Annotated in this window: 25 protein-coding genes and 1 pseudogene; 14 read left to right on the plus strand and 12 right to left on the minus strand. The window is 70.1% G+C overall.

Going from position 1 to position 26108, the window contains the following annotated elements; translation table 11 throughout:
* Window positions 1-32 precede the first annotated feature (32 nt).
* Together OG241_RS47480 and OG241_RS47485 are read left to right on the plus strand one after the other, a co-directional pair.
* On the plus strand, window positions 33-992 hold the full coding sequence (locus OG241_RS47480) for an AraC family transcriptional regulator (protein ID WP_405825072.1): 960 nt from the start codon (window positions 33-35) through the stop codon (window positions 990-992).
* Window positions 993-1256: 264 nt separating this feature from the next.
* A pseudogene (locus tag OG241_RS47485) lies at window positions 1257-1874 on the plus strand (recombinase family protein).
* A gap of 66 nt (window positions 1875-1940) precedes the next feature.
* On the opposite strand, the gene otr(A) reads toward OG241_RS47485, so the two are convergent.
* From otr(A) to OG241_RS47500, 3 genes are all read right to left on the minus strand, one after another.
* Window positions 1941-3818 carry a tetracycline resistance ribosomal protection protein Otr(A) gene (gene otr(A) / locus OG241_RS47490; protein WP_405825074.1) on the minus strand — a complete coding sequence of 626 codons (1878 nt, stop codon included), beginning with the start codon at window positions 3816-3818 and terminating at the stop codon, window positions 1941-1943.
* A 182-nt stretch (window positions 3819-4000) separates the two neighbouring features.
* Window positions 4001-4381 carry an anti-sigma factor antagonist gene (locus tag OG241_RS47495; RefSeq protein WP_405825076.1) on the minus strand — a complete coding sequence of 127 codons (381 nt, stop codon included), beginning with the start codon at window positions 4379-4381 and terminating at the stop codon, window positions 4001-4003.
* A 231-nt stretch (window positions 4382-4612) separates the two neighbouring features.
* The gene (locus OG241_RS47500; protein WP_405825078.1) at window positions 4613-5041 is read right to left on the minus strand and encodes a MarR family winged helix-turn-helix transcriptional regulator; all 429 of its coding nucleotides are present in this window, start codon (window positions 5039-5041) and stop codon (window positions 4613-4615) included.
* A 103-nt stretch (window positions 5042-5144) separates the two neighbouring features.
* Here OG241_RS47500 and OG241_RS47505 point away from each other — a divergent pair, with 103 nt between their 5' ends.
* Entirely contained in the window at window positions 5145-6599 is a 1455-nt protein-coding gene (locus tag OG241_RS47505) for an aldehyde dehydrogenase family protein (protein ID WP_405825080.1), read from the plus strand.
* Window positions 6600-6639: 40 nt separating this feature from the next.
* Window positions 6640-7794, plus strand: a complete 1155-nt coding sequence (locus tag OG241_RS47510) for an NAD(P)-dependent alcohol dehydrogenase (RefSeq protein ID WP_405825081.1) — start codon at window positions 6640-6642, stop codon at window positions 7792-7794.
* Between the two features lie 95 nt (window positions 7795-7889).
* On the opposite strand, the gene OG241_RS47515 is transcribed toward OG241_RS47510, so the two are convergent.
* Complete coding sequence (locus OG241_RS47515; RefSeq protein WP_405825083.1) at window positions 7890-8453, minus strand: TetR/AcrR family transcriptional regulator; 564 nt, start codon at window positions 8451-8453, stop codon at window positions 7890-7892.
* Window positions 8450-8812, minus strand: a complete 363-nt coding sequence (locus OG241_RS47520) for a DUF1304 domain-containing protein (protein ID WP_405825085.1) — start codon at window positions 8810-8812, stop codon at window positions 8450-8452. Before OG241_RS47520 ends, OG241_RS47515 begins: the two co-directional genes overlap by 4 nt.
* A 137-nt stretch (window positions 8813-8949) precedes the next feature.
* On the opposite strand from OG241_RS47520, the gene OG241_RS47525 reads away from it, so the two are divergent.
* Entirely contained in the window at window positions 8950-9441 is a 492-nt protein-coding gene (locus OG241_RS47525; protein ID WP_405825087.1) for a GNAT family N-acetyltransferase, read from the plus strand.
* Window positions 9442-9461: 20 nt separating this feature from the next.
* Here OG241_RS47525 and OG241_RS47530 read toward each other — a convergent pair whose 3' ends face one another.
* Window positions 9462-11093 carry an amidohydrolase gene (locus OG241_RS47530; protein WP_405825089.1) on the minus strand — a complete coding sequence of 544 codons (1632 nt, stop codon included), beginning with the start codon at window positions 11091-11093 and terminating at the stop codon, window positions 9462-9464.
* 171 nt (window positions 11094-11264) lie between these two features.
* A complete protein-coding gene (locus tag OG241_RS47535; protein WP_405825090.1) occupies window positions 11265-12800 on the minus strand; it encodes an APC family permease in 1536 nt (511 codons plus the stop codon).
* 142 nt (window positions 12801-12942) lie between these two features.
* On the opposite strand from OG241_RS47535, the gene OG241_RS47540 reads away from it, so the two are divergent.
* The 3 genes from OG241_RS47540 to OG241_RS47550 all read left to right on the plus strand — a co-directional run bounded on the left by OG241_RS47540 (window position 12943) and on the right by OG241_RS47550 (window position 15168).
* Window positions 12943-13671: a helix-turn-helix domain-containing protein gene (locus OG241_RS47540; protein ID WP_405825092.1), complete on the plus strand. Its 729-nt coding sequence runs from the start codon at window positions 12943-12945 to the stop codon at window positions 13669-13671.
* A gap of 76 nt (window positions 13672-13747) precedes the next feature.
* Window positions 13748-14140: a VOC family protein gene (locus OG241_RS47545; RefSeq protein ID WP_405825094.1), complete on the plus strand. Its 393-nt coding sequence runs from the start codon at window positions 13748-13750 to the stop codon at window positions 14138-14140.
* Window positions 14140-15168: a cation diffusion facilitator family transporter gene (locus OG241_RS47550; RefSeq protein WP_405825096.1), complete on the plus strand. Its 1029-nt coding sequence runs from the start codon at window positions 14140-14142 to the stop codon at window positions 15166-15168. The genes OG241_RS47545 and OG241_RS47550 overlap by 1 nt, the downstream gene beginning before the upstream one ends.
* Window positions 15169-15236: 68 nt before the next feature.
* Here OG241_RS47550 and OG241_RS47555 read toward each other — a convergent pair whose 3' ends face one another.
* The 4 genes from OG241_RS47555 to OG241_RS47570 all read right to left on the minus strand — a co-directional run bounded on the left by OG241_RS47555 (window position 15237) and on the right by OG241_RS47570 (window position 19233).
* Window positions 15237-15686, minus strand: coding sequence for a nitroreductase family deazaflavin-dependent oxidoreductase (locus OG241_RS47555; RefSeq protein WP_405825098.1), 450 nt, complete (start codon window positions 15684-15686; stop codon window positions 15237-15239).
* Window positions 15687-15816: 130 nt separating this feature from the next.
* Window positions 15817-16449 carry a LysE/ArgO family amino acid transporter gene (locus OG241_RS47560; RefSeq protein WP_405825100.1) on the minus strand — a complete coding sequence of 211 codons (633 nt, stop codon included), beginning with the start codon at window positions 16447-16449 and terminating at the stop codon, window positions 15817-15819.
* A gap of 145 nt (window positions 16450-16594) precedes the next feature.
* A complete protein-coding gene (locus tag OG241_RS47565) occupies window positions 16595-18469 on the minus strand; it encodes an AMP-binding protein (protein ID WP_405825102.1) in 1875 nt (624 codons plus the stop codon).
* A 125-nt stretch (window positions 18470-18594) separates the two neighbouring features.
* Window positions 18595-19233 (minus strand): TetR/AcrR family transcriptional regulator, encoded by a 639-nt coding sequence (locus tag OG241_RS47570; protein WP_405825103.1) that lies wholly within the window; start codon window positions 19231-19233, stop codon window positions 18595-18597.
* A gap of 148 nt (window positions 19234-19381) precedes the next feature.
* Here OG241_RS47570 and OG241_RS47575 point away from each other — a divergent pair, with 148 nt between their 5' ends.
* The 5 genes from OG241_RS47575 to OG241_RS47595 all read left to right on the plus strand — a co-directional run bounded on the left by OG241_RS47575 (window position 19382) and on the right by OG241_RS47595 (window position 24066).
* A complete protein-coding gene (locus OG241_RS47575) occupies window positions 19382-20377 on the plus strand; it encodes an NADP-dependent oxidoreductase (protein ID WP_405825104.1) in 996 nt (331 codons plus the stop codon).
* 82 nt (window positions 20378-20459) lie between these two features.
* Entirely contained in the window at window positions 20460-21326 is an 867-nt protein-coding gene (locus tag OG241_RS47580) for an alpha/beta fold hydrolase (RefSeq protein WP_405825106.1), read from the plus strand.
* Between the two features lie 33 nt (window positions 21327-21359).
* Entirely contained in the window at window positions 21360-22166 is an 807-nt protein-coding gene (locus tag OG241_RS47585) for a strictosidine synthase (protein WP_405825108.1), read from the plus strand.
* 186 nt (window positions 22167-22352) lie between these two features.
* A complete protein-coding gene (locus OG241_RS47590; protein WP_405825110.1) occupies window positions 22353-22955 on the plus strand; it encodes a TetR/AcrR family transcriptional regulator in 603 nt (200 codons plus the stop codon).
* A 100-nt stretch (window positions 22956-23055) separates the two neighbouring features.
* Window positions 23056-24066: an enoyl-CoA hydratase/isomerase family protein gene (locus OG241_RS47595; RefSeq protein ID WP_405825111.1), complete on the plus strand. Its 1011-nt coding sequence runs from the start codon at window positions 23056-23058 to the stop codon at window positions 24064-24066.
* Between the two features lie 171 nt (window positions 24067-24237).
* On the opposite strand, the gene OG241_RS47600 is transcribed toward OG241_RS47595, so the two are convergent.
* Window positions 24238-24816 (minus strand): TetR/AcrR family transcriptional regulator, encoded by a 579-nt coding sequence (locus tag OG241_RS47600; protein WP_405825113.1) that lies wholly within the window; start codon window positions 24814-24816, stop codon window positions 24238-24240.
* A 193-nt stretch (window positions 24817-25009) separates the two neighbouring features.
* Here OG241_RS47600 and OG241_RS47605 point away from each other — a divergent pair, with 193 nt between their 5' ends.
* Window positions 25010-25801, plus strand: coding sequence for an SDR family NAD(P)-dependent oxidoreductase (locus tag OG241_RS47605; protein ID WP_405825115.1), 792 nt, complete (start codon window positions 25010-25012; stop codon window positions 25799-25801).
* Window positions 25802-26108: the final 307 nt, after the last annotated feature.

The following is a 26108-nucleotide window of genomic DNA, read 5'->3' on the forward strand; positions in this document are numbered from 1 at the left end:
CCGTATTTCTTTACGTATCGTCCAGAAAGGAGGTGGGCGTGCTCGGCTCCAGCGATCCGATCGCCGACGCCATCGGTCTTCTGCGCCCTCGCACCGTGATCGACCCCGGTCTTCATGCGGCAGGACCGTGGGCGCTGCGCTTCGATCAGTCCTCGCATGTCAAGCTTGGTGTCGTCGCGCGCGGCGCATGCTGGCTGACCCTTGACGGGCACAAGCCCGTACTGCTGGAAGAGGGCGACTTCTACCTGCTGGGCAACCCCCCGTCTTACGTCCTGGCCAGCACACTCACCGCACCATCGCGCCCCGCGAAGCCGGTGTGGGGGAGCGCCAAGGACGGTGTCGTACGCATCGGCCCGGAGGCCGAGGAAGACACATACCTCTGCGGCGGGCACTTCTCGTTCGAGGACACGAACGCCCCAGTCCTGACTCAAGTCCTACCGCTGCTCGTGCTTGTCCGTGCCGCAGATCCCCGCGGCAAGCTCCTGGCACATCTCAGCGAGCTCCTGGTCTCCGAGAGCAGGACCGCCGCCGGCAGCTCTCTCGTCCTGAACCACCTCGCACAGGTCCTGTTCGTCCACATGCTGCGCGCCCACGCCGAACAGGCCGATCAGCCCACCGGCTGGCTGGGAGCGCTCAACGACGACGGTATCGGTGCAGCCCTTCGCGCCATGCACACCGACGCAGCACACCCCTGGACACTCAAAGAGCTTGCCGGTATCAGCCACATGTCACGTTCCGCGTTCGCCTCATCCTTCAAGGGCCGGGTCGGAACCACCCCGCTGGACTATCTGATCCAGTGGAGAATGAGCCTCGCCCGCGACGCCCTGAGCCACGGCACGCGAACGATCTCCGAACTCGCGTTCATGATCGGCTACAAATCCGAGAGCGCGTTCAGCACCGCATTCCGTCGCGTGGTCGGCTCCTCACCCAAACAATTCCGGATCAGTAGCACTGGGGCCGACAACCCGAAGGTCGCACAAGCGCACGGGTGACCGAAAGGCGTCGCGCATGTTCGCGAACACACGGCTCGTTTGCGTGGCGCTCACCTGTCGACCGATTGATGAACAAGATCGGTAAGTGGCGGTGCGCGACCGGATCGGCGCCGGATCATGCCCATAAAACGGTGTCAGAAAGTCGATGTGCTCAAGAACTTGAGGAGCACCCTTTTCTGTACGATCTGGCAGGTACAGCCACCTCAGGATGACGACGCCGCCGATCTCCTCGCCCCCGTTCCGGCCGTACGGACCGGCAGCCTCGTGGGATACGCACGCGTGTCCACCAAGGGGCAGTTGCTCGACCGGCAGATCCACGCACTCAACACAGCGGGCTGCATCCGGATCTTCTCCGACAAGAAGTCCGGCAAGAACGCCGAACGCGAGGAACTGTGGAAGGCCCTCGACTGCCTGCGCGAGGGCGACACCCTCGTCGTCCCGTCGCTGGACCGGCTCGGCCGTTCCCTCCAGGACCTCATCGCGATCGTGTCCGGCCTGCGCAAGCGTGGGATCGGCTTCACCTCGCTGCAGTAGGCCCTCGACACGACCACGCCCGGCGGGCGCCTGGTCTTCCACGTGTTCGCGGCCCTGGCGGAGTTCATCCGCGAACTCATCGTGCAGGGCACCAACGAAGGCCTGGACGCCGCCCGCGCCCGCGGCGCCCGACTCGGCAGCCCGCCGGCGATGACCGAGGAGCAGGTACGTCACGCCCGCGACCTACTCGCCCGCCCGGAGAACACCGTCACCTCGATCACCAAGCTCCTCGGCGTCTCCCGCAACACCATCTACAACTACGTGCCCGAACTCAAGGGTGGTCGCCTCGCACTCGCCGAGGCGACGAGCACGCCGGAACTGCCCCAACCCACCCGGTCGGAGGACTGATCACCGCCGTTTGCGGCTGGTGACAGCGTTCTTACCGGCACCCCGACTTGATCGGCCGGACAGGTCCTAGCGGAGCGCGCGGTCGCCCGACACACGCGACGACCACACCCCCTCGCCATGCGTCAGCCCGGGCAGCCGCAGCTCGGCCTCGCGCACACGTCGGGCCGCCAGTTCGCCGGTGAGGTGCCAGCCGCCGCCGACGTCCGTGGTCCGGCCGAACTCCGCGCCGAGGGACGCGAGCAGACCGGTCACCGGCGCCAGCGCGGTCGACGGGATCTCCAACTCGAAGGCGTGGTACGGCTCGTACACCCGAGTCCCGGCCCGCTCCAGGGCGCGGCGCAGTACCACCGGTGTGAGCGCCCGGAAGTCCGCGGCGGTGCTCAGCGGTCCGACGAACCCGGAGCGGACCAGGACGACCCGGCAGTCGGTGACCGGCCACCCGTGCGGGCCGGCGAGCAGGCTCGCGTGGACGGTGTCCTCGATCGCCTGGTGGAACGCGCGGGGGAGAGCACCGAGTTCGGTCTCGTACGTGAACACCCCGCCCGAGCCGAGCGTCCCGGGCTCGACCCGCAGCCCGACCGTCGCGAAGCAGTGACCGCGGTCGAGCCACGGGTTCTCCTCGGACGCCCGGCCGGTGCCCGCGGGCCGCTCCAGGAACCGGACCCGGCTCGGCTCGAACTCGGCCTCGACACCGAAGTCCTGGGCGAGGGTCGCGGCGAGGACCTCCTTCTGCACCTCGCCGTAGAGCAGCAGCGCGGTGCTGCCGTCGGCCGCGGGCCGGGCGTGGGTCAGCGGATCCTGGTCGGCCAGGGCCAGCAGGGCGGAGCGCAGACGCGCCGACTGCTCGGGCTGCCGGGCCCGCACCAGGGTCTCCAGGGTCGGGGGCGCGAACTGCGGGGCGCGGGCGGTGAGTTCACCGAGTCGGTCGCCGACACGGACGGCGCCGAAACCGGTCACGGCGGCGATGTTCCCGGCGGTGAGCGGTCCCCCGCCGCCGATCACCTCGAGACCGGTGACCCGGCCGCGGACCTCGGTGGTCCGGCCGTCGGCCTCCCGGCGCAGGAACGTCAGCCGCTGACGTTCCGTCACCTCGCCCTCGTAGAGCCGCAGATACGCCGTCCGGGTGCCGTCCGGTGCGGGGCGTACGGCGAACACCGTGCCGCGTGGGGGCGCGCCCGCGGCGGCCGGGGCGGGCCGGGGGACGAGCCGGGTCAGGGCCAGGGCGAGTTCGGGTACGCCCTGGCCGCCCAGCGCGGAGCCGAAGAGGAGCGGGTGGAGCGAGCCGTCGGCGGTGCGGGCCGCCAGTGCCCTGTCCAGCTCGTCCGGGGTCGGTGCGGGGCCGTCCACGAGCGCGGCGAGGACAGCCGGGTCGGCCTCGGCGATCGCCCCCGCCGTGGCCGACGCCGTGAGGGGGCGGGGCCGGACGCGGGCGGCCGGAGTGCCCACGCCGTCGACGTCGCTGAGCGGGACGACGTACGGGGTCAGCCGGCGGCGGATTTCCGTGAGCAGCGCGTCGGACCGGGCGCCCGAGCGGTCGATCTTGTTGACGAAGATCAGCGTGGGCAGCCGCAGCCGCCGCAGTGTCCTCATCAGCACGCGTGTCTGCGCCTGGACGCCCTCCACGGCGGACAGCAGCAGCACCGCGCCGTCCAGGACCTCCAGAGCGCGTTCGACCTCGGCGATGAAGTCGGAGTGCCCGGGGGTGTCGATGAGGTTGATCCGGGTGTCGCCGGCCGTGAACGCGGCGACCGCAGAGCGGATGGTGATCCCGCGCTGCCGCTCGATCGCGCCGTCGTCCGTCCGGGTGTCACCGGCGTCGACGCTGCCGAGCCGGTCGATGGCGCCGGAGTCGAACAGCAGCCGCTCGGTCAGGCTGGTCTTACCGGCGTCGACATGGGCCAGAATCCCGATGTTCAGGGTGTGCGGGTGGTGCGAAGGGCACATGGGTGGTCGAGTCCTCGGGAACGGTGATCCGGCATGGGCGGAGGGTTCCGAGGAAACGGCGCATTCCGTGCTCCTGAGGTCGGGGAGATTCGGCCGGGGCCATCATGGCGTGGCCCTCGCGGTCGGCCGCAACCGAATATCCCGGGGTTCCGGCCGGAGCCGGACAGTGGACGCGGGTCAGGTCATAAGGTGCCGGACGTGGCCTCGGGCAGCCCCAGGACCGCCTCCAGGGACGCGGCCGGCGGCAGCACCTTGGCCAGGCCGGTCACCTTGAGGACGCGCAGCGTCAGCGGGTGCGTGCAGACCAGCTGGAGCCGGCCGTCGTGGGCGAGCACCCGGTGCCGGGCCCGGTACAGCAGCCGCAGCCCGGAGCAGTCGAAGAACTCGACGTCCGTCAGGTCGATCACGACCCGGGCGTCCGGATGCCCGGTGGCCGCGTCCAGGTGCGGGATGATCTCGACGGCCGCGGCGATGTCGATCTCGCCGTGGAACTCCAGCACGGTGTGGCCACGGTCCTGGTGGACACGCAGATACCGAGTGGGCGGTGCAGGATCCTGCTGCACGACTACATCGCCTCCAACCGGCCGCTGTGGTGGCGGGACCCGCCGGTCACCGGGCCCGGCGTGACGTCGTACGGCGAGCGTGGACGTGCTTCCGGTTCCCGGGTGAGCGCAGATGAGTTCCCCGCCCTGCAAGTTACCCCCGATGGAGTGAATTTGAGCATGTTCGATTGACATATGTCTTCGAAATTGACGCGTGTCTCCACCCGTCTTTGCGTGAGCTGTGGGGCGGGGCTACGACAGGGCGTGCCAGGCCTTGGACAGCGACTGCCGGAACTGCTCCGCCTGGTGCGACGTGAGGTCGCGGATCATCCGCTCCTCCAGCTCCCGCACGGGCTCCGTGAAGCGGTCGAGCAGCTCGCGGCCGGTGTCGGTCAGCAGGATCAGCAGCTCGCGGCGATTGTGCGGATTGCGCTCGCGGCGCACCAGCCCGCGGTTCTCCAGGGACCGGACGAGGTCGGCGATGGACTGCGCGGTGACGAACGAGTCGCGGGCCAGCTGGGCCGCCGACAGACCGTCGTGTCGCTCCAGGACGGTGAGCGCGGTGTACTGGAGTGCGGTGATTCCGGCGGGCCTGACCAGCTCGTCCAGATGTGAGCGCACGATGAGCTCCACTTGTTTGACCATGTAGAGCAGTGACGGGGGCGCCTTGGTGCTGACCATGGATTCAGACTAGAGCATTGACAGGAAACCTGTCTGTAACCAAACTGCGGACCAACAGGAATCCTGTTGATTGAGATCTTGGCAATGAGGCTGAGGAGCGGTGATGACCACCTTCGAGATCGAACCCGGGCGACTGTTCGTCGGAGGGCAGTGGCGCGAGGCGGCGGACGGAGCACGTACCGAGGTGGTCGACCCGTCCCGGGGCACGGTCGTCACGACCGTCGCGGAGGCCTCGGCGGCCGACGTGGACGCGGCCGTACGTGCCGCGCGCGAGGCCTTCGACAACGGCCCGTGGGCCACGACGACCGGCCGTGAGCGCGGCCGGATCCTGAACCGGGTCGCCCAGCTGATCCGGGAGAACGCGGACGAGATCGCGCGGCTGGAGAGCCTCGACGTGGGCAAGCCGATCAGCCTGTGCCACGCGGTCGACGTGACGAACTCGGCCAACGACTACGAGTACTTCGCCGCCCTCGCCTTCTCCCTCGACGGCGCGACCCGCGAGACGGTCCACAACGCCCTCGCCTACACCAAGCGCGACCCGATCGGTGTGGTCGCCGCGATCACGCCGTTCAACTTCCCGCTGGTCCTGGCCGGTACGAAGCTGGGCCCGGCGCTGGCCGCCGGCAACACGGTGGTGCACAAGCCCGCCGACGAGACCCCGCTCAGCGCCCTCTACATGGCCAGGCTGTTCCAGGAGGCAGGTGTCCCGGACGGCGTCGTCAACGTCGTCACCGGCTCCGGCCCGGTGGCCGGCGAGGCGCTGCTGCGGCACAGCGGCGTCGACAAGATCGCCTTCACCGGCTCCACCGCCGTCGGCCGCCATGTGGCGAGCGCCGCGAGCGAGGCGCTCAAGCCGGTCACCATGGAGCTGGGCGGAAACGCGGCGCACATCGTGTTCGAGGACGCCGACGTCGAGAAGGCGGTCGGCGCGGTCATCAAGGGCTTCGTCTTCAACACCGGCCAGTTCTGCATGGGCGGCCCAAGACTGCTGGTCGCGCGCCCGGTGTACGAGACCCTGATCGGCATCCTCGCCGAGGCGGTGCCCGGCGTGCCGGTGGGCGACCCGCGGCAGCCCGAGACCGTGGTCGGTCCGATGGCGGGGGAGAAGCATCTGCGCAAGGTCGAGGAGTACGTGGCGCTGGCCCGCAAGGAGGGCGCGCGGATCGTCTGCGGCGGCGAGCGGCTCGACCTGGACGGCGGCTACTACTACAAGCCGACCGTGATCGCCGACCTGACGAACGACTCCCGGGTCGTCCAGGAGGAGATCTTCGGCCCGGTCCTCACGGTGCAGCCCTTCGACTCCGAGGACGAGGCGGTCCAGCTCGCCAACTCCACCTCGTACGGCCTGGCTTCGGGCGTCCAGACCACCAACCTGGCCCGCGCCCACCGGGTCGCGAACCGGCTCCAGGCGGGCATCGTCTGGATCAACGACTGGGCGATGCTCGATCCCGCGATCCCCTTCGGCGGTGTCAAGGACTCCGGCTTCGGCCGGGAGTACGGCCCCGAAGCGCTCGCCGCCTACACCAGAGTCAAGTCCGTCGTCGTCTCGCTCGACTGAGCGCCCCCGTCAATTCGTCTGCCCGCAAAGGGAGTTCAGGATGTCCATCACCACCCGCGCCGCCGTCGTCGAGTCCGGCGGCGCACCCTTCACCCTCTCCGACGTCCAACTGGCCGAGCCCGCGCCCACCGAGGCACTCGTACGGCTGGTCGCCACCGGTCTGTGTCACACGGACCTCGGCGTGGCGAGCGGCGGACTGCCCTTTCCCCTCCCCGGAGTTCTGGGGCACGAGGGCGCGGGCGTCGTCGAGGCGGTCGGCTCCGCCGTCACCGGCATCGAGCCCGGCGACCACGTCGTCCTGTCCTTCACGTCCTGCGGCGCCTGCCGCAACTGCCGTGCCGGGCACCCCGCGTACTGCGTGGCGTGGCTGCCGCTGAACCTCCTCGGTGGCCGGCGCGCCGACGGCACCGCGACGATCAGCCGTGACGGCACGGAGCTGGGCGGCCATTTCTTCGGCCAGTCCTCGTTCGCGGAGCGGGCGTTGGTGGACCAGCGCAGCCTGGTCAAGGTCGACCCCGACGTACCGCTGGAGTCCATCGCCCCGCTGGGCTGCGGCGTCCAGACGGGCGTCGGCGCAGTCTGGAACGTGCTGAAGCCGGGCCTGGGCAGCACGGTCCTCGTCCTCGGCGCCGGTGCGGTGGGTCTCTCGGCGGTCATGGCGGCGGCACTCACCCCCGCGACCAGGATCATCGCCGTGGACAGGGTCGGCGAACGTCTGTCGCTGGCCAGGGAGTTGGGCGCCACCCACACGATCAACGCGGGCGAGACCGATCTCGCCGAGGCCGTCGCGGAGATCACCGACGGCCAGGGCGCGGACGGCGTAGTCGAGACCACCGGCAACGTAGCCGTCCTGCGCCAGGGTGTCGACGCGCTCGCCCAGCGGGGCACCCTCGTGGTGGTCGGCGCCCCGCCCTTTGGCACCGAAGTCGCCCTGGACGTCAACGGGATGCTGTCCGGCAAGCGCGTGGTCGGCATCACCCTGGGCGACGCCGAGACGCAGTCCTTCATCCCCGACCTGGTCGACCTGGTGAAGGCAGGCAGGCTTCCGCTGGACCGCCTGATCAGCACCTACTCGTTCGCGGACATCGACCAGGCGGTACGGGACATGAGCGCGGGCAAAACGATCAAGCCGGTACTGACCTTCGGGGTGAGTAGTTTCAGCCCGTCTGGGGGTCCCCCCTCTGGGGGAGTTTGAGGACGAGGCCCCTTCAGGGCCGATGGGGGGTCTGGGGGCGCAGCCCCCAGGAACGGGATGGGACGGGTAGGGGCGGCGGGGGCGAAAGAAACCCCCTACCGGCTGCGATGCAGCGCCACCAGTAACTGCCACACCTGGTGGGCGATCCCCTCCGACGTCGCCTCGATCCGCCCGTGCAGCCAGTCCGCCAGGACCCCGGCGAACGTCGCGGCCACCGCCGAGGCAACCAGCGGAGCATCCGCCGCCCCCGCGAGTTCACGCTCCGCGAGACTCCGCGCGCGCAGATCCCGGTGCAGTACCTGACCCAGCGGACCCCCACCGCCCGGGCTCAGCAGTGCCCGGTACAGCGCGCTGTGCGGGGTGAGGTCCGCGAAGAACTCCACCAGCGCGGCCGGGGCGACCATCGGGTCGGGCCGGCCGCGCCAGGCGTGCAGCGCGTCCACGGCCTCCCGTACGACGTCCGCGCAGGCGTCGACGGCCAGCGCCTCCAGGTCGGGGTAGTGGACGTAGAACGTGGCCCGGCCGACCCCCGCCCGGCGGACCAACGCGGCGACGCCGATCTCCGCCAGCGGGTGTTCGGCGCACTCCGCGAGGAGAGCCGCACGGAGTTTCGCCCGGGTGCGAGCGGCCCGCGGGTCCTCCGGGGCGCCGCGCGTCACCGCGCGACGAGGACGGCGGCCAGGGTGATGGCGCCGGGCAGCGCCTGGGCGAACAGGATGCGCCGGTTCGCCGTCGCGGCGCCGTAGACGCCCGCCACGATCACACAGGACAGGAAGAAGACCTGCGCCCGGAACCCGGTCGGATCGGCGGCGATCAGCCCCCAGACCAGGCCCGCCGCGAGAAACCCGTTGTACAGCCCCTGGTTGGCGGCCATGGCGGAGGTCGCGCGGGCCATCTCCGCGTCGAAGCCGTGGAACTTGCGTCCCGGCGGGCGCTGCCACAGGAACATCTCCATCACCAGGATGTACAGGTGCAGCGCGGCCACCAGACCGACCAGCACGTTCGCGACCGTCTCCATGCTCGGCAATCTCCTACGTCAGGCCCCTGAGAGCCACTTCTTCGACAGGTGTCCATCATGGACAGGCGGCCAGCATACATGGACAGGTGTCCAGCAAGCGGACCGGGTTGTCAGACCTCGCCGCTAGCGTGCCGGACATGACTGATCACACGGCCCCTGACCCGACGATCACCGTCCGCTCCGCTCGCGCCGACGACCTGCCGGGACTCGTCGCCTCCAGCACCGGCCTCTTCGCCGAGGACGCCGGCACCCGTGATCCGGGCGTCGACGCGAACTGGCCGCGCGAGCACGCGGCCGCGTCGTTCGCGGCGGCGCTGGACGACCCGGCACGCCTGGTGCTGGCGGCCGAGCATGCCGGCACGGTGGTCGGTCATCTGATGGGCCTGCTCACCGAACCCACGGCCATGCGCCCGGTGAAGGCCGCCACGCTGATGAGCGTGTACGTTCGTCCCGCCCACCGGGGTTCGGGAGCCGGGGCCCGCTTGGTGGAGGCCTTCGTCCACTGGGCGGCCGCGCAGGGCGCCGGGCACGCCGAGGTGACCGCCTACGCGGCCAACACGGACGCCATACGTTTCTACGAGCGTGGCGGCTTCGCGCCCCAGGCGGTGACACTGCGCCGGGGGCTGTGAGCGACCCTCGGGGCCGGCGCTCAGCCGGCCCCCTCCGCCGCGTACACCCGCTCGCCTCCCACGTACGTGAGCGCCACCTTCGTCTCCGCGATGGCCTCCGGCGGTCCGGCGTACGGATCGCGGTCGAGGATCGTCAGGTCGGCCAGCGCCCCGGCGCGGACGCTGCCCGTGTCGTCCAGATGGTTGGCGTAGGCCGAACCCGCGGTGTATGCGGTGAGCGCGTCCGTCAGGCCGATGCGTTCGGCGGGGAGGAACACGGGGGAGGAGGGGGAGCCGGGGGCCGCGCGGTTGACGGCGACATGGATCGCCTGGAGTGGGTCGGGGCTGCTGACCGGCCAGTCGCTGCCCGCCGCCAGCGTGGCCCCGGAGCGCAGCAGCGCGCCGAACGGGTACTGCCACGCGGCCCGTTCGGGCCCGAGGAAGGGGATCGTCAGGTCGTCCATCTGGGGTTCGTGCATCGCCCACAGTGCCTGGATGTTCGCGACCGCGCCGAGCCGGGCGAAACGCGGCACGTCGTCCGGGTGCACCACCTGGAGGTGGGCCAGCTGCGGTCGGGTGTCGCTCGGCCCGTTGGCGGCGCGCGCCGTCTCGACGGCGTCCAGGGCGTCGCGTACCGCCCGGTCGCCCAGCGCGTGGAAGTGGCACTGGAAGCCGAGGGCGTCCAACTGCGTGACGTACTTGGGCAGTTCAGCCGCGTCCACGAAGCTCGTGCCCCGGTTGGCCGTGGCGCAGCCGCACTTGTCGAGGTACGGGTCGAGCAGCGCGGCCGTGCCCGTCTCCGCGACCCCGTCCAGCATCAGCTTCACACTGCCCGCCCGGAACCTGCCCCGGCTCAACTCGGCCCGCCGCTCGACGAGTTCGGGGATCTGCTCGGCCCCGCGCTCCCGGTCCCACCACAGCGCGCCGACCACCCGCGCGGTCAGCGAACCGTCCCGGACGGCGGCGAGGTAGGTCCCGGACGGGTCCTCCATACCGAGGAACGAGCCCACCAGCGCGTCCTGCCAGGCCGTGACACCGAGCGAGTGCAGCCGGCGCTGCGCGGACAGCAGGGCCGCCAGTCGCTCCGCCGCCGTGACCGGCGGGGTCAGCCGGCCCACGTACTCCATGGCCCCTTCCTGGAGCATGCCGGTCGGCTCGCCGGAGGCGTCCCGTTCGAAGCGGCCGTCCGCCGGGTCCGGGGTGTCCCGGGTGACCCCCGCGAGTTCGAGGGCACGGCTGTTGACCCAGGCCCCGTGATGGTCCCGGTTGGGCAGGTACACCGGCCGGTCAGGGACCACCGAGTCCAGCAACTCCCGGGTGGGCGTGCCGCCTTCGAAGGCCTCCATGGACCAGCCGCCACCCGTGATCCACTCCCGCTCGGGGTGCGCCAGGGCGTAGGTGCGGACGGCGGCCACCGTGTCCTCGGCGGTCCTCGTGCCGGTCAGATCGCACTGGGTCAGTTCGAGTCCGGCCGGCAGTGGATGGACGTGGGCGTCCTGGAAGCCGGGCAGCAGCAGTCGCCCGGCGAGATCGACGACCTCGGTCCCCGGCCCGATCAGATCGTGCACCTCGGCCCGGCCCACGGCGGTGATCCGCCCGCCGGTGACCGCGACGGCCGTGGGACTCCCGGGCGCGAATACCGGGCCGCCGGTGAAGAGGAGGTCAGCGTGCATGGTCCGTTTCCTTGAAGTGTGGGGAGTGGAGGGAAGGGGACGGGGGCCGGATGCGGTGTCTGGGCGGTGCTGGTGAGGAACGGTGGGCAGTCGCGCCCCTTCAGGGGCGCGGGGAACTGCGCGATCAGCCCCCACCGGCCCGCAGGCAAACGAACCGCCGCCCCGCTGAGCTCACCGCACCGACGGCTCCCCTACGGCGAGCAGCTGCGGCGCGTCCGCATCGGTACCCCGGCCCGTGTGGAAGTACGGCGACTTGCGTCCCCACTTCGCCCACCCGGCGGCCAGGAAACCGGACGCGACCATCAGTGACGGTACGAGGAGCAGGAACCAGCCGTTGTCCGGGCTGAGTTCGAGATAGTCGGCGGAGGTGTAGAAGGACCAGCCGAGATAGCCGCCGAGCCCCAGCAGCGTGGCTGCGCTCAACGCGGGCAGCACCACCGCCCGTACACCGTCCCGCCAGTTCTCGCGCAGCAGGCCCCGGAAGCGTACGGCGGCGGCGAGTGCGGTGAGCGCGTACGACAGGGCGACGACCATGCCGATCGCGTTGACCGCCGCAAGGATCATGTCGGCGAGGCGCGGGATGACCAGAGCGAGCCCGGCGACCGCCGCCGCCAACGCGCCGATCATCAGCGTGCCGGCCGCCGGAGTGCCGTACCGGGGGCTGACCCTGGCCCAGGCCGGGCCGAGGGTACGGTCGCGGCTCATCGCGAACATCGCGCGGGCCGTCGGGATCACCCCGGCCTGCAGCGAGGCCACCGCCGAGAACATCAGCGCGACGAGTGGCAGCGCGGCCAGCGGCTGGTCGGCGAGCCGGTTGCCGAAGAAGGCCAGCCCCTCGGCGCCATGGCCCGCCAACTCGCCCTCCGACAGCACCCGTTGGAAGGCGATCGAGCCGAGCAGGAACAGCCCGAGCATGGTCACCAGGGTGGTGATCCCGGCCCGCGACGCCTGCCTCGGGTCCTTCACCTCCTCGTTCACGCTGAACGCCGCCTCGAAGCCCCAGTAGCAGAACACCGACAGCAGCATGCCCTGCGCGAGCGCCGACGCCGAGGGGATCTGGAAGGGGTCGAACCAGCTCAGGCTGAAGGGGCGCGGGCCGGCGACGATGCCGTAGCCGCAGAAGCCCAGCAGCACGACGTACTCGAAGACCAGCAGTCCGCCCTGGAGCCGTGCGGCCGTTCTGATGCCGGAGACCGCGGTGAGGGTGACGGCGACCAGGACCACGATGCCCACGCCGGTCGTCTGCGCGGTCGACCCCGGGTCCAGGGCCAGCCCGGCCACCCGGTGCACACCCGCGTCGCCCGCCAGCTGGAGCACCGCCGAGCCGGTGACCGCAGTGGTGTACGCGAGGAACACCACCGCCGCCACGATGTTCACCCAGCCGACCATGAAGCCGAGCCAGGGACTGAGCGAACGCCCCACCCACACATAGCCGTTGCCCGCGTTGGGCTCCACCTTGTTCAGCCGGGAGTAGGCGCCCGCGATGCCCAGGATCGGCAGGAAGGCCAGCAGCATGATGGCCGGCAGATGCAGTCCGACCACCCCGGCCGTGACCCCGAGACCGATGCCGATGCTGGTGGTTGCCGCCGTGCTGGACGCGGCGATGGCCACGCCGTCCAGCATGCCGAGGGTCTTGCGCAGCGCGGGCGGCCCGGCCGACGCGGCGGACGCGGGTGGGGCAGCTCCATAGCGCTGGGGATCGGTCATGGCGGTCTCCGCTCACACCTGGGGGCCTTGGACGACCCCGGTGAACGCACATGAAACTGCCCGAGGCCTTAACAGGTCAACGGTGTTGTCATAAGGTGCCCGCACCGGCCACCGCGCAGAGGGAAGTCCGTGGAGGAAGTCCGTGAGCGAACGTGTCGTCCCGCCCGCCGCCCGGCGTCGCAGGCGCCCCACCAAGCACGGCGTCGTCCTCTCAGAGGAGCTGATCGTCGAGACGGCGATGCGGCTGCTCGGGGAACACGGCGCCGACGCCCTCTCCGTGCGCCGCCTCGGCCGCGCCCTCGGCGCCGACCCGAGCGCCCTGTACCGCTACTTCCGGGACACCGACGAGCTGATGCTCGCCATCGCCGACGAGCTGATCGGCCGTACGCTGCGCACCTGGCGGCCCAGCGGCGACTGGCTCGCCGACCTGCGTGACCTCGGCCTGCGGATGCACGCCGGAGCGCTGGCGCAGCCGCAGGCGGCCGTGCTCAGCTCCTACCGGGTGACCGGACGGGCGTACGAGATCCAGGCCGTGGAGACCGCCCTCGGTGTGCTGCGCGGCGCCGGGTTCCCGGACGCCGAGGCGGTACGGATCTACCACGCCTTCGTCGACCAGGCGCTCGCCTTCGGAGCCCTCGACTCGGCGAACGCGGCGCTGCCCAAGGCCGCCCGTGAGGCGGAGACGGCCGTGTGGCGGGCGACCTACGCCCGGCTTCCCGCCGACACCCACCCTCACATCAACGCGACAGCCCGTCACCTCGTGATGGACATGCGCCACAGCTCCTACCCGGCGGCACTCGACCTCTTCCTGACGGCCGCGGCTGCGCGTCTCGCCCACCTCACCGCGTCCGAAGGCCCACCGACCGTGTGATTTCGGCGTGCGGGGTATCCGAACCGGAGAGGACAGCGGCGAACAGGGCCGCCCCGGATCCCCGTACGGAGGAAGCATGACCTTGGTGACAGCGGGCGTCGTGGTGCTGGACTGCGCCGAGCCGGAGAAACTCGCCGCCTTCTACAAGGAGCTCCTCGCGGCCGAGGAGACGGAGGCGACCGCCAACCGCATCGAGATCCTCGGTGCCGAGGGGACCCGGATGGCGTTCCGCCGTGACGTCAACGCCACCCCGCCGAGCTGGCCGCGCCCCGAGAACTCCCTCCAGGTCCATCTCGACTTCCGGGTCGAGGACCTCGACGAGGTGGAACGCAAGGTGATCGGGCTCGGCGGTCGCCCGCTGGAGACGAAGGACGCCGGCGGCCCGTACGAGGAGCGCGGCTACGCAGACCCGGCCGGCCACTCGTTCACCCTCTTCAAGGTCGTACCGACGGCCCCCAAGCAGCATTGATGGCCCGCACGCAGAGCACGGACAGCAGCACGGAGAGCAGGGACAGCCGGGCGGCCGCCGGTACGGCGTCCGCGGACCGGCGGACGCGGGTGACCGTACTGGTGGCGCTGGGTGCCAATCTGCTGATCGCCCTCGCCAAGGCCGTGGGCGGACTCCTCACCGGGTCGCCCGCCCTTCTCTCCGAGGCCGCGCACTCGGTGGCGGACAGCCTCAACGAGGTCTTCCTGCTCGCCGCCCTGCGCCGAAGCCGCCGCCCCGCCGACCGGCGGCACCCCTTCGGCTACGGCAAGGAACGGTTCTTCTGGTCGCTGCTGGCGGCCGTCGGCATCTTCGTCATGGGCGGCTGCTTCTCCTTCTTCCAGGGCGTGGAGGCGTTCAGAAGCGACACGGAGGAGTCCTTCGGCGGTTATGTGGCGGGCCTGGCCGTGCTCGGGGTGGCGCTGCTCGCGGAGGGCACTTCACTTGCGCGGGCGGTGCACCAGGCACGCGGTGAGGGCGCGAAGGGCGCGGGCGCCGCGGGCGCGCTGCGGGATCCCGCCCTGCGTACGGTGATCGCGGAGGACGGCACCGCGGTGCTCGGTGTGACGCTCGCCATCGTGGGCATGGCGCTGCACATGGTCACCGGGCAGGTCGTGTGGGAGGCGTCGGCCTCCCTCGCCATCGGGGTGCTGCTCGTCTGCGTCGCCTTCTGGCTGGGGCGGGACGCGCGCGCCCAGCTCATCGGCGAGGCCGCCGACCCGGAGGTGAGCCGCGAGGTCCGCGAACTGCTGGCGGCCCAGCCCGAGATCGACAGCGTGGAGGCGCTGTTCACGATGAAGATGGGGCTCGACTCCACCCTGGTGGCCGCCCGGATCGACCTGGTCCCCGGGCTCGACAGCGAGCGGGTCGAGGAGGTCGCCGTACGTATCAAGCGCTCGGTCGTCCACGCGGTCCCGGAGGTCGGCGAGATCTTTCTCGACGTGACCGACGCGGCGGCGAAGGAGGCAGCGCGGAGCCCCGCCGCGACGGGGGAGCGCGGCGGGGCCTGAGGCTCGGGTGCCCGGAGGCGAGGAGTTCAATCCTCCGGGCACCGGATTGTTTCTCCGTCCGGTGCGGATCAGTTCCCGGCAGGCGGTTCGAGGACGAACACGGGTATCTCGCGGTCGGTCTTCTTCTGGTATTCGGCGTACTCGGGATAGGCGGCGACCGCCCGCTCCCACCACAGGGACTTCTCCTCGCCCGTCACCTCACGGGCGACCATGTCCTGGCGCACCGGCCCGTCCTGGATGTCGACGCGCGGATCGGCGAGGACGTTGAAGTACCAGACCGGATGCTTGGGCGCGCCGCCCAGCGAGGCGACCACCGCGTACAGGCCGTCGTGCTCCACCCGCATGAGCGGAGTCCTGCGGATCTTGCCGCTCCGGGCGCCCCGGGTGGTGAGCAGGACAACCGGCATACCGGTGTCGAGGAGAGTCGTTCCTTCGGTGCCGCCGGACTTCTCGTACAACTCCACCTGCTCACGCACCCATTGGGTCGGACTGGCTTCGTACTCGCCCTCAAGAGGCATGGAGTTCGTCCCATCGTCTCGTCGCGTATTGACTGTCGCATACGACGTTTTGACTGTCGCGTACGACGTTCCAACACCCGAACGGGCCGGATTCATCCGAGGCGGACGGGCCGGTTCCACGTGTCCGCCCTCACGTCGGCGACACCACCATCCGCACCGCCAGCGCCATGATCACCGCACTGGACACGAGGGCCGTCACCAGCCGTCCGCGCCGGCCCGTCAGCGCCCGGCCGAGCAACGCGCCGCCGGAGGCGATCAGGACCTGCCAGCTGGCCGAGGCGAGGAACGCCGCGAGCACGAACACCCCCTGCTCCCAGGGGGACACGGCGTCGGAGGCCCGGCTGCCGAGCACCAGCGCGGCGAAGTAGATCACGGTGGTGGGGTTGAGCAGCGTGATGCCGACCAGCATGAGAAACGCCCGCGCCGGACTCGGCGGTGTGCTGTCGGCCCGGGTGGAAAGGACCCCGGCGCGGTACTGGCGCAGGGCGCCGAGCGCGCCCCTGACCGCGAGTGCGGCCAGCACCACGGCCGAGGCCCAGCGCAGCGGCACCAGCACCGGCTGCAGGGCACCGGCCAGCGCGCTGCCCCCGAGCGTGGCGAGCAGCGCGTAGAGACCGTCGGCGGTGGCGACACCGAGCGCTGCGCAGACGCCGGTCCTGAGAGACGTACGTGCGGTGAGGGAGACGAGATAGGTCGTGACGGCTCCGACCGGGACGGCGATGCCGTACCCCGCGAGAAGCCCCGCGACGAGCGCGGCTGTCATGACCGGGGAAGCACGGGCCTCCAGGGGCGGCCGGGCTGCTGCTGGACCCGCACCGGACGAGCGGTGGAGGGGGACAGCGGCCGGGGGGCTTCGATCGTGGGCATGGCGTGATCCTGCGGGCCGGACCGGCCTACCGGCAACTCATTTACCGGCGGAGGACCGGGCGCAGGGCCTCGATGACGTTCGCGTCGTCCACCGTGGAGGGGATGGGTTCGTCGTGGCCGTCGGCGATGCCGCGCATGGTCTTGCGCAGGATCTTTCCCGAGCGGGTCTTGGGCAGGGCCGCCACGACTGTGACGTCCTTGAGGGAGGCGACGGCGCCGATGCGGTCGCGCACGAGCTGGACGAGTTCGGCCTCGACCTCTCCCGATTCACGGTCGGTCCCGCTCTTCAGAACGACGAAGCCGCGCGGGATCTGTCCCTTGAGTGCGTCGGCGACGCCGATGACGGCGCATTCGGCGACGTCGGGGTGGGTGGCCAGGGCCTCTTCCATGCTGCCGGTGGACAGCCGGTGGCCGGCGACGTTGATGATGTCGTCGGTACGGCCCATGACGAAGACGTAGCCGTCGTTGTCGATGTGTCCGCTGTCGCCGGTGAGGTAGTAGCCGTCGTAGGCGGAGAGGTAGGAGGCGACATAGCGGTCGTCGTCGTTCCAGAGAGTCGGGAGGGCGCCGGGCGGCAGAGGAAGCTTCACGACGATCGCGCCGTCCACGCCCGCGGGCACGGGCTTGCCCGAAGCGTCGAGGACACGGACTTCCCACCCCGGCAGCGGGCGGGTCGGGGAGCCGGGCTTGAGGGGAGCGACTTCGATCCCGGCCGGGTTGGCGACGATGGGCCAGCCGGTCTCGGTCTGCCACCAGTGGTCGATCACCGGGACGTCCAGCAGGGCGCTCGCCCAGTGATAGGTCTCGGGGTCGAGGCGCTCGCCCGCGAGGAAGAGGTAGCGCAGGTGGGAGAGGTCGTAGCCCGCAATGAGCGCACCCTTCGGGTCCTCCTTCCTGATGGCCCGGAAGGCGGTGGGTGCCGTGAACATGGTCTTGACCCGGTACTCGGCGGCGACGCGCCAGAACTGGCCCGCGTCCGGGGTACCGACCGGCTTGCCCTCGTACAGGACTGTTGTCGCGCCGGCCAGCAGGGGCGCGTAGACGATGTACGAGTGCCCGACGACCCAGCCGACATCCGAACCGGTGAACATCGTCTCGCCCGGGCCCACGTCGTAGACGGCCCCCATCGACCAGTGCAGGGCGACCGCGTAGCCGCCGCAGTCACGCACGACTCCCTTGGGCTTTCCCGTCGTTCCGGACGTGTAGAGGATGTAGAGCGGATCGGTGGCGGCGACGGGAACGCAGCCGGCCGGCTGCGCGGCGGCGACCAGGTCGCCCCAGTCGAGATCGTCGGGACCCAACTCGGCCCGCTCCTGCGGGCGTTGCAGGATCACACGCTTCTCCGGCTTGTGGGCGGCGAGTTCGATCGCGCGGTCGAGCAGTGGCTTGTACGGGATGACGCGCTCGCCCTCGATCCCGCAGGAGGCGGACACGACCACCTTGGGGGCCGCGTCATCGATACGGAGGGCGAGCTCGCGCGGGGCGAACCCGCCGAAGACGACCGAGTGGACCGCGCCGATGCGGGCGCAGGCCAGCATGGCGACGGCGGCCTCGGGAACCATCGGCAGGTAGATCACCACCCGGTCACCGTGCCCCACCCCGAGCTGCACGAGTGCTCCGGCGAAGGCCGCCACCTCGTCCCGCAACCGCGTGTAGGTGTAGGTGCGCCGGGTGCCGGTCACGGGCGAGTCGTAGACGAGCGCGGACTGGTCTCCCCGGCCGGCTTCGACATGCCGGTCGAGCGCGTTGAAACAGACGTTGAGTCGCCCGTCGGGAAACCAGCGGTAGAACGGTGCGCCCGAGGAGTCCAGGGCACGCTGCGGAGCGACATCCCAGTCGATGCCCTCCGCCGCCTTCAGCCAGAAGTTCTCCGGGTCCTCGGTACTGGCGTCGAAGACATCCTCGTACGTTCCCATCGCGCACTCCTTTGTGGCTTCGAGGGATGGTGTTGGGGCCGCTTGCGGAGTTGTGTCGGACACAAGTACCGCATGCCGGCCGACATGGTCGAGCAGGGTCGTTGGGTGGCTCGTGGAGCGAGTGGTCATGCGGCGCGTCGGTGGGGCGCCAGGGTGGCGTGGATCTGGTCGCGGATGTCGGCGATGACGCCTTCGTCGCTGTGGTGCAGGTACACCGTGGCGGTCGTGCTGAGGTGGATGATCGCGGTGATCACCCGCGCCAGCGTTGCCGCGTCGGCGGTATCGATGTGGTCGTGCCGGGTGAGCAGGCCGGTGACGCTGTCCTCGAGGCGGCGGCCAAGGGCGAGACCCGCATTCCGGTAGGGCTCGACCGGGTCGCCGAAGACGAGCTCGTGCAGATATGTGCGGCCGTTCTCGATGTGCTCCCTCACGCACTCCACCACGGGACGGATGAGAGCGACGACAGGCTCCAGCGCGCCCTGTCCGGCAGCGGCGTGCGCAGTGGAGGCGTGCGCGGCGGCGAGGCCGTCGTCGATGGCGGCGGCGAACTTCTCGTTCTGCACCATGATCAGCAACTCGGCCTTCGTGGACGCGTACAGGTAGAGCGTCCCGATCGCGACCTCGGCTCGGTCGGCGATCTGCTGCGTCGTGACCCCGCCGACGCCGTGTTCGGCGAACAACTCGCGGGCCGCGGTCATGATGCGCTCGCGCTTGGCCTGTTTGGCCAGCTCGCGGCGCCCGATCGGCATGTGACCGCTTCCCATGGGGCCTCCCTTGACAAGAATTCTGAGTGCGCTCATAGTTGAGTGTACTCGGATCGACTGAGTGAGGCGAGACCTCGGGTGTCGCGCCGAACTGGCCGACCCGGTCTCATACCTGGATAAATTGGACCAAGGTTAGGAGTGGCGCCTCATGAGAGCGTTCGTCGTCACCAAGTACAAGGAGCCGCTGCAGGAGGCGGACGTCCCCGAGCCCACCGTGGGGGAGCACGACGTGCTGGTGCGGGTGGAGGCCGCCGGGCTCAACCCGCTGGACGAGAAGATCCGCGCCGGTGAGTTCAAGCAGATCCTGCCCTACAAGCTGCCGCTGATCCTGGGCAACGATGTCGCGGGCACCGTCATCAGCGTCGGGACGGCGGTTCGCGGCTTCCAGCCCGGAGATGAGGTGTACGGCCGGCCCGACCAGGACCGCATCGGCACCTTCGCCGAGCGCATCGCCGTCGCGGAGGGCGACCTGGCGCTCAAGCCCGCTTCGATCAGCATGGAAGAGGCGGGCTCGCTGCCGCTGGTGGCGCTCACTGCGTGGCAGGCGCTGGTGGAGCGCGGGAGGGTGCGGCCCGGGCACAAGGTCCTCATCCACGCCGGCGCCGGCGGGCTCGGTTCGATCGCGATCCAGCTCGCCTCGCACCTCGGTGCGAGCGTCGCCACGACCGCCAGCGGTTCCAACGCGCACTTCGTACGGGCGCTCGGCGCGGACACGGTGATCGACTACCGCACCCAGGACTTCGAGCAGCTCCTGACCGGCTACGACCTGGTGTTGGACAGCCTTGGCGGGGAGACCCTCGAGAAGTCCCTGCGGGTGCTCAAGCCCGGCGGCAAGGCCATCGGGGTCGCCGGTCCTCCGGACTCCGCGTTCGCGCGCGAGGCCGGCCTGAACCCGCTGTTGCGCCTGGCAGTCGCAGGCCTGAGCCGCAAGATCCGCAAGCAGGCGGAGAAACTCGGCGTGACGTACGAGTTCCTGCTCATGCGCGCCAGCGGCGACCAGCTCCGCCAGATCACCACCCTCATCGACCAGGGCGTCGTGCGCCCGGTCGTGGGAAAGGTGGTCGGCTTCGACCAGACCCCGCAGGCGCTGCAGTCCCTCTCCCAGGGTGGCTTCCGCGGCAAGGTCGTCATCGGCAACGGCTGACCGACCCGCCGCAACCGCGACGGGCGACACAGAACCCGCGACACAAAACCGGGCGACACAAAACAGACCAGGAGAATCCGTCATGAGCAGCACCGACACCCCGAACGAAGCCGTCATCACCTCCTACGCGAAGGCTCCGGCCCGCACCGTCAGCGCCGGTGGCGTCACCTACGCCTACCGGGAGCTGGGCCCGAAGGGCGGTATCCCCGTCGTCTTCTTCGTCCACCTCGCCGCCACCCTGGACAACTGGGACCCCCGCATCATCGACCCCGTCGCGAAGGGCCGTCACGTCATCGCCTTCGACAACCGCGGTGTCGGGGCGTCCACCGGCCAGGTGCCGGACAGTGTCGAGGCGATGGCCGACGACGCCTACACCTTCATCAAGGCGCTCGGGTACGACAAGATCGACGTCTTTTCGTTCTCCCTCGGCGGCATGGTCGCCCAGGCTCTGGTGGTGAAGCACCCCGAGCTCATCCGCAAGCTGGTTCTCACCGGCACCGGGCCCAAGGGCGGCAAGGACATCGACAAGGTCGCCCGAACCACCTACTGGGACATCCTGCGCGCCACCCTGACCCGGTCGGACCCCAAGGAGTTCCTGTTCTTCAACCGCGACACGGCCGGCAAGGCGGCCGGGCGCGCATTCGTCAACCGGCTCACCGAGCGCACCGTCGACCGTGACGCGAAGATCAAGAACAAGGCGTTCCAGACGCAGCTGAAGGCGATCAAGAAGTGGGGGCGCTCCACCCCCGACGACCTGTCGTCGATCACGCAGCCCACCCTGATCGCCAACGGCGACAACGACCGTATGGTGCCGTCGGTCCTGTCGGAGGACCTGCACCGGCGCATCAAGGGCAGCGAGGTGATCATCTACCCCGACTCCGGGCACGGTGGCATCTTCCAGTACCACGAGGCGTTCGCCCCCCTGGCGGTCGAGTTCCTCGCCCGATGACCACCGCCTGACCAGGAAGAGAAGGGAAACACCATGAGCACGTCACCGGGCGACGCGCCCCCGGCGGAGAAGAAGCGCCTCACCTCCTCGATCCTGCTGTGGGTGCGTACCGACCAGCCCCGCCAGACCGGCATGGACCACTGGAAGGGCCCGCACTCGGCCATCATCTCCGCCACTCCGGGCCTGGAGGAGTACCGGCAGATCCACCTCGCCGAGCACAACACGGGCCGGTGGCCGGCCATCGACGGGGTCCAGACCGAGATCCCCGCCGACCGGAAGATCGACGGCGTCGCGGAAGTCACCTTCCAGTCGGCGCTCGCACCCCTGAAAGGGCGCAAGCAGACGAAGCTGGCCTACGCCGACGAGATCAACGTGTTCCGCCGCACCCTCCTCTACGCCGGCCCGCCGAACTCCTCTCGGTGGTACGACGTCGGAGGCCGCGATCAGCCGGTCGGTGCCCGCGCTCTGATCTACCTTCGCCGCGGAGACGCGGTCGGCGCCGGCGCCTTCCGGAAGTTCGTCAACGAGGAACTCGCTCCCGCGCTCGTCGGCACCGGAGTACTGAAGGAACTGCGCACACAGACGTTCCTGCCCTGGAGCAAAAAGCTCTGGGACACCCCGCTCGTCGCCCACGACAACCCCCGCGACCAGCACTTCCACGCCTCGGTCAGCCTCGGGTTCACCGACATTGCCGCACGGGACGCCTTCTTCACCGGTGACGTGCTCGGGCACCTGTCCAACCGGCTGGCGCCGCAGGTCTCCGCGATCCATGCGTACGACGTCGCCGCCGCCCTCACCTACGTCAAGAACGGCGACATCCTCCCGCACTACGAGGAATGAGCAGCGCGGAGCCGGCCGACCATGAGCGAGCAGAGCGCCATGGATCACGGGGGCCCGGCGTGATGCCGCGAGCCAGGGCTTCTTGCCCTGCCGTGGGAGAATGAGCGCAGCCACATTCGAGCCCACGCGGTAGTGACTGCCATCATGAATGATCACAGTCAGAATCTTTCTCTGGAGGACACCGCCATGCCTGTCGCCTCCCACTCGGTCGGACGGCGCGAGCGGAACAAGCGGGACAAGCTGGACCGCATCGTTGCTGCCGCCAGTGAGCTGTTCGCCGAACACGGCGTCGATGAGGTCACGACCCAACAGATCGCCGACAAGGCCGACATCGGCACCGGGACCCTGTTCCTTTATGCCAAGACCAAGGGCGAACTCCTCCTGCTTGTACAGAACGCCAAGTACGTCAAAGCGCTCGAGCAGGGCCGGGCGGACGCCGAGACCGTCCCAGACGTGCTGGACGCGGTGCTGGCGATCGTCCGGCCGATCGTGGAGTGCAACCGCGTCCAGATCGACAACGGACGTACCTACCTGCGAGAGATGATCTTCGGTGACCCCGAGGAGCCCCGACACAGTGAGGCACTCGCCATCGTCGCGCAGACCGAGGAGGCCATCGCCGCAGCGCTGCGCCGAGACGAGCGGGTCGCAGAGGGCGACGCCGCGACGCTGGCACACATCGTGTCCGCCGTGGCGTTCCTCAGCTTGGCGGTGAGCGTGAACATCGGCTTGAGCGTCGAGGAGCTCGTGCAGGACATCCGGCGGCAGGTCGAAGTCCTCCTGCCTCGCTGAAGGGTGCTCCGCGCCCTGTGTCAGGATCTTGAGGTGTCCACCCCGGTGAGGAACGTGATGGCCATGACAGCAGGTCCGCACGGATGGCGAGGTGACGACCGTGACTGACACCGCGGCGGACGAGATTCTCGCCGATGTCCATCGGGGCGTCGGCCGCATTCTGCTGAACCGGCCCAAGGCGCTCAACGCCCTGACGACAGGCATGGTCGCTGCCATCGACCGTGTGCTCGCCGCGTGGGAGGACACGCCGTTGTCCGCTGTGCTGATCGCCAGTACCAGCACGAAGGCGTTCTGTGCCGGTGGAGACATCCGTACGATCCGCGAGCACAGCCTCGCCGGGGATGCCGAGGCCAGCGAGCGGTTCTTCGCCTCCGAGTACCGGCTCAACGCCCGGATCGCCGGGTATCCCGTGCCGGTCGTGTCGCTCATCGACGGCCTGTGCATGGGCGGCGGTCTCGGTCTGTCCGTCCACGGCAGCTTCCGCGTCGTCACCGAACGCGCGGTGCTGGCGATGCCGGAGACCGGGATCGGGTTCTTCCCGGACGTCGGGGCCAGCTTCTTCCTGCCGAGGCTGCCCGGCGCGATCGGCATGTACCTGGGACTGACCGGGCACCGGCTCGACGCGGCCGACGCGCTGTACACGGGGCTGGCCACGCACTTCGTTCCCGCGGACGGGCTGGACGCGGTCGGGGAGGCCCTGGCCGACAACCCCGGCGACCCGGTGGACGTGGTCCTGAACCGCCTGGCCGGCCGTTCCCCGGTGGCGGGCAGTGGACTGGCGGAGGCACGCGGGGACGTGGACTGGGCGTTCGGCGCACCGGCCCTCGGTGAGATCGAGAAACGCCTGCGCCACCTCGAAACCCCCTGGGCGGCAGCCGCGTTGGCCGCCCTCGAGTCCGCTTCGCCGGAGAGCCTGGACATCACTCACGCCCTGCTGGCCCGGGGCACGCAGCACACGCTGCGAGAGTGCCTCGACGCCGAACTCGCCCTCACACGCACGACCATCCGCACGCCGGACTTCCTGGAGGGTGTCCGTGCGGCCCTGGTCGACAAGGACCGCACCCCCAACTGGCGACGCGCGTCGCTCGGCGGGCCCACGCTGCTGTCCTGAGCATGCCTGCCCACGCATGCGAGGCTGTCCGTCCACCGTGATCGCATTCTTGACACGTCACGCGGGGTGCGAGGGCCTGACCAGGGGCGACTGCGGGCGGGGGAGCGGTCCAGGAAGCGCAGGGCGCTCAGGTTCACTCACCCGTGGCGTTGGCGAGTCGAACAGCCCGTCTCAGGATTCCAGTTCAGGGCCTTGTGACGCAGTCATGGCTCTTTGGGTCGATTCCAGGATCTTCTCCGACAGCTCTGTGCCTGCCGTGGCCCGGGCGAGCAGGATGGCGCCGACCAGAGTGGCCACCATGGGGAGGCCGTCGTTGGCGTCGGCCGACAGCCACGCGGCGAATTCCCGGACTCCGGTCGCGTACGTTTCGCGCACCTCCTCGGCGATGGGCTCGCGAGCCATGTCGCCGGCGAATCCCGCGGTGGGGCAACCGGTGCCGGGCTGGTCACGGTGCTCAGCCGACAGGTAGAAGTCGACGAGGGCGGCGCGCGCGGTGTCGTGATCGCCGTGGTCCGTTTCGAACCCCGCCAGGAGTACGTCGAGGTCCCCGAAAGCGGCTTGAGCAGCCTCGGCCACCAGAGCCTCCTTGGACGGGAACTGCTTGTAGAAGCCACCCGTGGTCAGCCCGATGGACTTCATCAGATCGGCGACGCTGGTGCCATTCACGCCGCGTTCCCGGAACAGCTGCGAGGCCGCGGCGACCGCGCGCCTGCGGTTCTCGAGCGCTTGTGCCTGCGAAACCCGACTCATCACTCACCTGCCCACGTTAGATAGCTATGTGCATCTATCGTACGCGAGCGGTCTCCGGTCGTGGGCGGTGGTTGGGGGGATCGCGCAGCGTTGACCGGAGTTCTTTAGATAGCTATCGTAATTTAAAGCGGGGCCGACGCTCTGGCCCCCCCTGCTCACCACTCATCCGCAAGCCCAGAAATGAGATCCCCCCATGACCACGCAGAACAAGACCGCTGTCGTCACCGGCGCGTCCGCCGGCCTGGGAAGCGCCTACGCGCAGCGGCTTGCCGACCGGGGCTACGACCTGATCCTGGTGGCCCGCAACACCGCGCGACTGGAGACGCTGGCGGCGGACATCCGCAGCCGCACGGGCCGCGCGGTGGACATCGTCACCGCCGACCTCACCGACGCGGCGCAGATCGCCCTGGTCGAGGAGCGTCTACGTACCGACGAGAGCATCGAGGTACTGATCAACAACGCCGGCGGGGGGCTGTTCACGCCGCTGGAGACCTCCGACGCCGCGGTTTCCGAGGCGCTGATCAACCTCAACGTGACCTCGCTGACCAGGCTGACCACCGCGGTCCTGCCGGGTCTGACGGCCCGCGGGCACGGCACCGTGGTCAACATCTCCTCTGCCCTCGCTCTCAACATCCTGCCCGTCAGCGCCGTCTACAGCGGCACCAAGAGCTACGTGCTGACGTTCACCCAGGCCCTGCAGCAGGAACTCGCCGAGAGCCCCGTCGTGGTCCAGGCCGTGCTGCCGGGTGCTGTCCGCACCGAGTTCTGGGACGGCTCCGGCGCCGATCTCGGGGCGTTCCCCGACGAGTGGATCATGAGCGCGGACGACGTGGTCGACGCGGCGCTCGCCGGCCTCGACGCGGGGGAGCCCGTCACCATCCCGTCGCTGCCCCAGATCAGCGACTGGGAGTCGTTCGAGAAGGCGCGTCAGACGCTCGTCCCGAACCTGTCGCTGAGGGTCCCCGCCGATCGCTACCGCGGCTGACCGCCGCTCCGACTTCGGCACGGGAGTCCCTTTTCTACGGTGCCGTTCTCTACGGTGCGGCTGGTGCCGCACACGACCGATGCGTCCTGGGGCGTGGGTTGAAGACCGACGCACTCGGCGTCCTCCCCACTGGACGGACGGCCGGGGCCCAGCCCTCCATTGGCGGCGGTCATGAGCGGAGCGCGGCAAACCCCTCCGCACCGTCGACTGCCCCTCCGCGCGGTCGGCCCTTCCATGGTGGCAGGCCACCAGGCCCGTCCGGCCCGCCACCCCGCAAGTCTCTCTCACCCTTTATCTGAGGAAACAT

The sequence above is a fragment of the Streptomyces sp. NBC_01390 genome, assembly GCF_045040105.1.
Taxonomy (GTDB): Bacteria; Actinomycetota; Actinomycetes; order Streptomycetales; family Streptomycetaceae; genus Streptomyces.

Bases quoted from the DNA above. Each gene is read 5' to 3' on its own strand.
- OG241_RS47600 (WP_405825113.1), bottom strand. From the start codon at position 24,816: ATGAGTCGGGTTTCGCAGGCACAAGCGCTCGAGAACCGCAGGCGCGCG.
- OG241_RS47565 (WP_405825102.1), bottom strand. From the start codon at position 18,469: ATGGGAACGTACGAGGATGTCTTCGACGCCAGTACCGAGGACCCGGAG.
- OG241_RS47530 (WP_405825089.1), bottom strand. From the start codon at position 11,093: ATGCACGCTGACCTCCTCTTCACCGGCGGCCCGGTATTCGCGCCCGGG.
- OG241_RS47580 (WP_405825106.1), top strand. From the start codon at position 20,460: ATGAGCAGCACCGACACCCCGAACGAAGCCGTCATCACCTCCTACGCG.
- OG241_RS47505 (WP_405825080.1), top strand. From the start codon at position 5,145: ATGACCACCTTCGAGATCGAACCCGGGCGACTGTTCGTCGGAGGGCAG.
- OG241_RS47575 (WP_405825104.1), top strand. From the start codon at position 19,382: ATGAGAGCGTTCGTCGTCACCAAGTACAAGGAGCCGCTGCAGGAGGCG.
- OG241_RS47500 (WP_405825078.1), bottom strand. From the start codon at position 5,041: ATGGTCAGCACCAAGGCGCCCCCGTCACTGCTCTACATGGTCAAACAA.
- OG241_RS47585 (WP_405825108.1), top strand. From the start codon at position 21,360: ATGAGCACGTCACCGGGCGACGCGCCCCCGGCGGAGAAGAAGCGCCTC.
- OG241_RS47550 (WP_405825096.1), top strand. From the start codon at position 14,140: ATGGCCCGCACGCAGAGCACGGACAGCAGCACGGAGAGCAGGGACAGC.
- OG241_RS47545 (WP_405825094.1), top strand. From the start codon at position 13,748: ATGACCTTGGTGACAGCGGGCGTCGTGGTGCTGGACTGCGCCGAGCCG.
- OG241_RS47560 (WP_405825100.1), bottom strand. From the start codon at position 16,449: ATGACAGCCGCGCTCGTCGCGGGGCTTCTCGCGGGGTACGGCATCGCC.
- OG241_RS47525 (WP_405825087.1), top strand. From the start codon at position 8,950: ATGACTGATCACACGGCCCCTGACCCGACGATCACCGTCCGCTCCGCT.
- OG241_RS47590 (WP_405825110.1), top strand. From the start codon at position 22,353: ATGCCTGTCGCCTCCCACTCGGTCGGACGGCGCGAGCGGAACAAGCGG.
- OG241_RS47510 (WP_405825081.1), top strand. From the start codon at position 6,640: ATGTCCATCACCACCCGCGCCGCCGTCGTCGAGTCCGGCGGCGCACCC.
- OG241_RS47570 (WP_405825103.1), bottom strand. From the start codon at position 19,233: ATGGGAAGCGGTCACATGCCGATCGGGCGCCGCGAGCTGGCCAAACAG.
- OG241_RS47555 (WP_405825098.1), bottom strand. From the start codon at position 15,686: ATGCCTCTTGAGGGCGAGTACGAAGCCAGTCCGACCCAATGGGTGCGT.
- OG241_RS47520 (WP_405825085.1), bottom strand. From the start codon at position 8,812: ATGGAGACGGTCGCGAACGTGCTGGTCGGTCTGGTGGCCGCGCTGCAC.
- OG241_RS47605 (WP_405825115.1), top strand. From the start codon at position 25,010: ATGACCACGCAGAACAAGACCGCTGTCGTCACCGGCGCGTCCGCCGGC.
- OG241_RS47535 (WP_405825090.1), bottom strand. From the start codon at position 12,800: ATGACCGATCCCCAGCGCTATGGAGCTGCCCCACCCGCGTCCGCCGCG.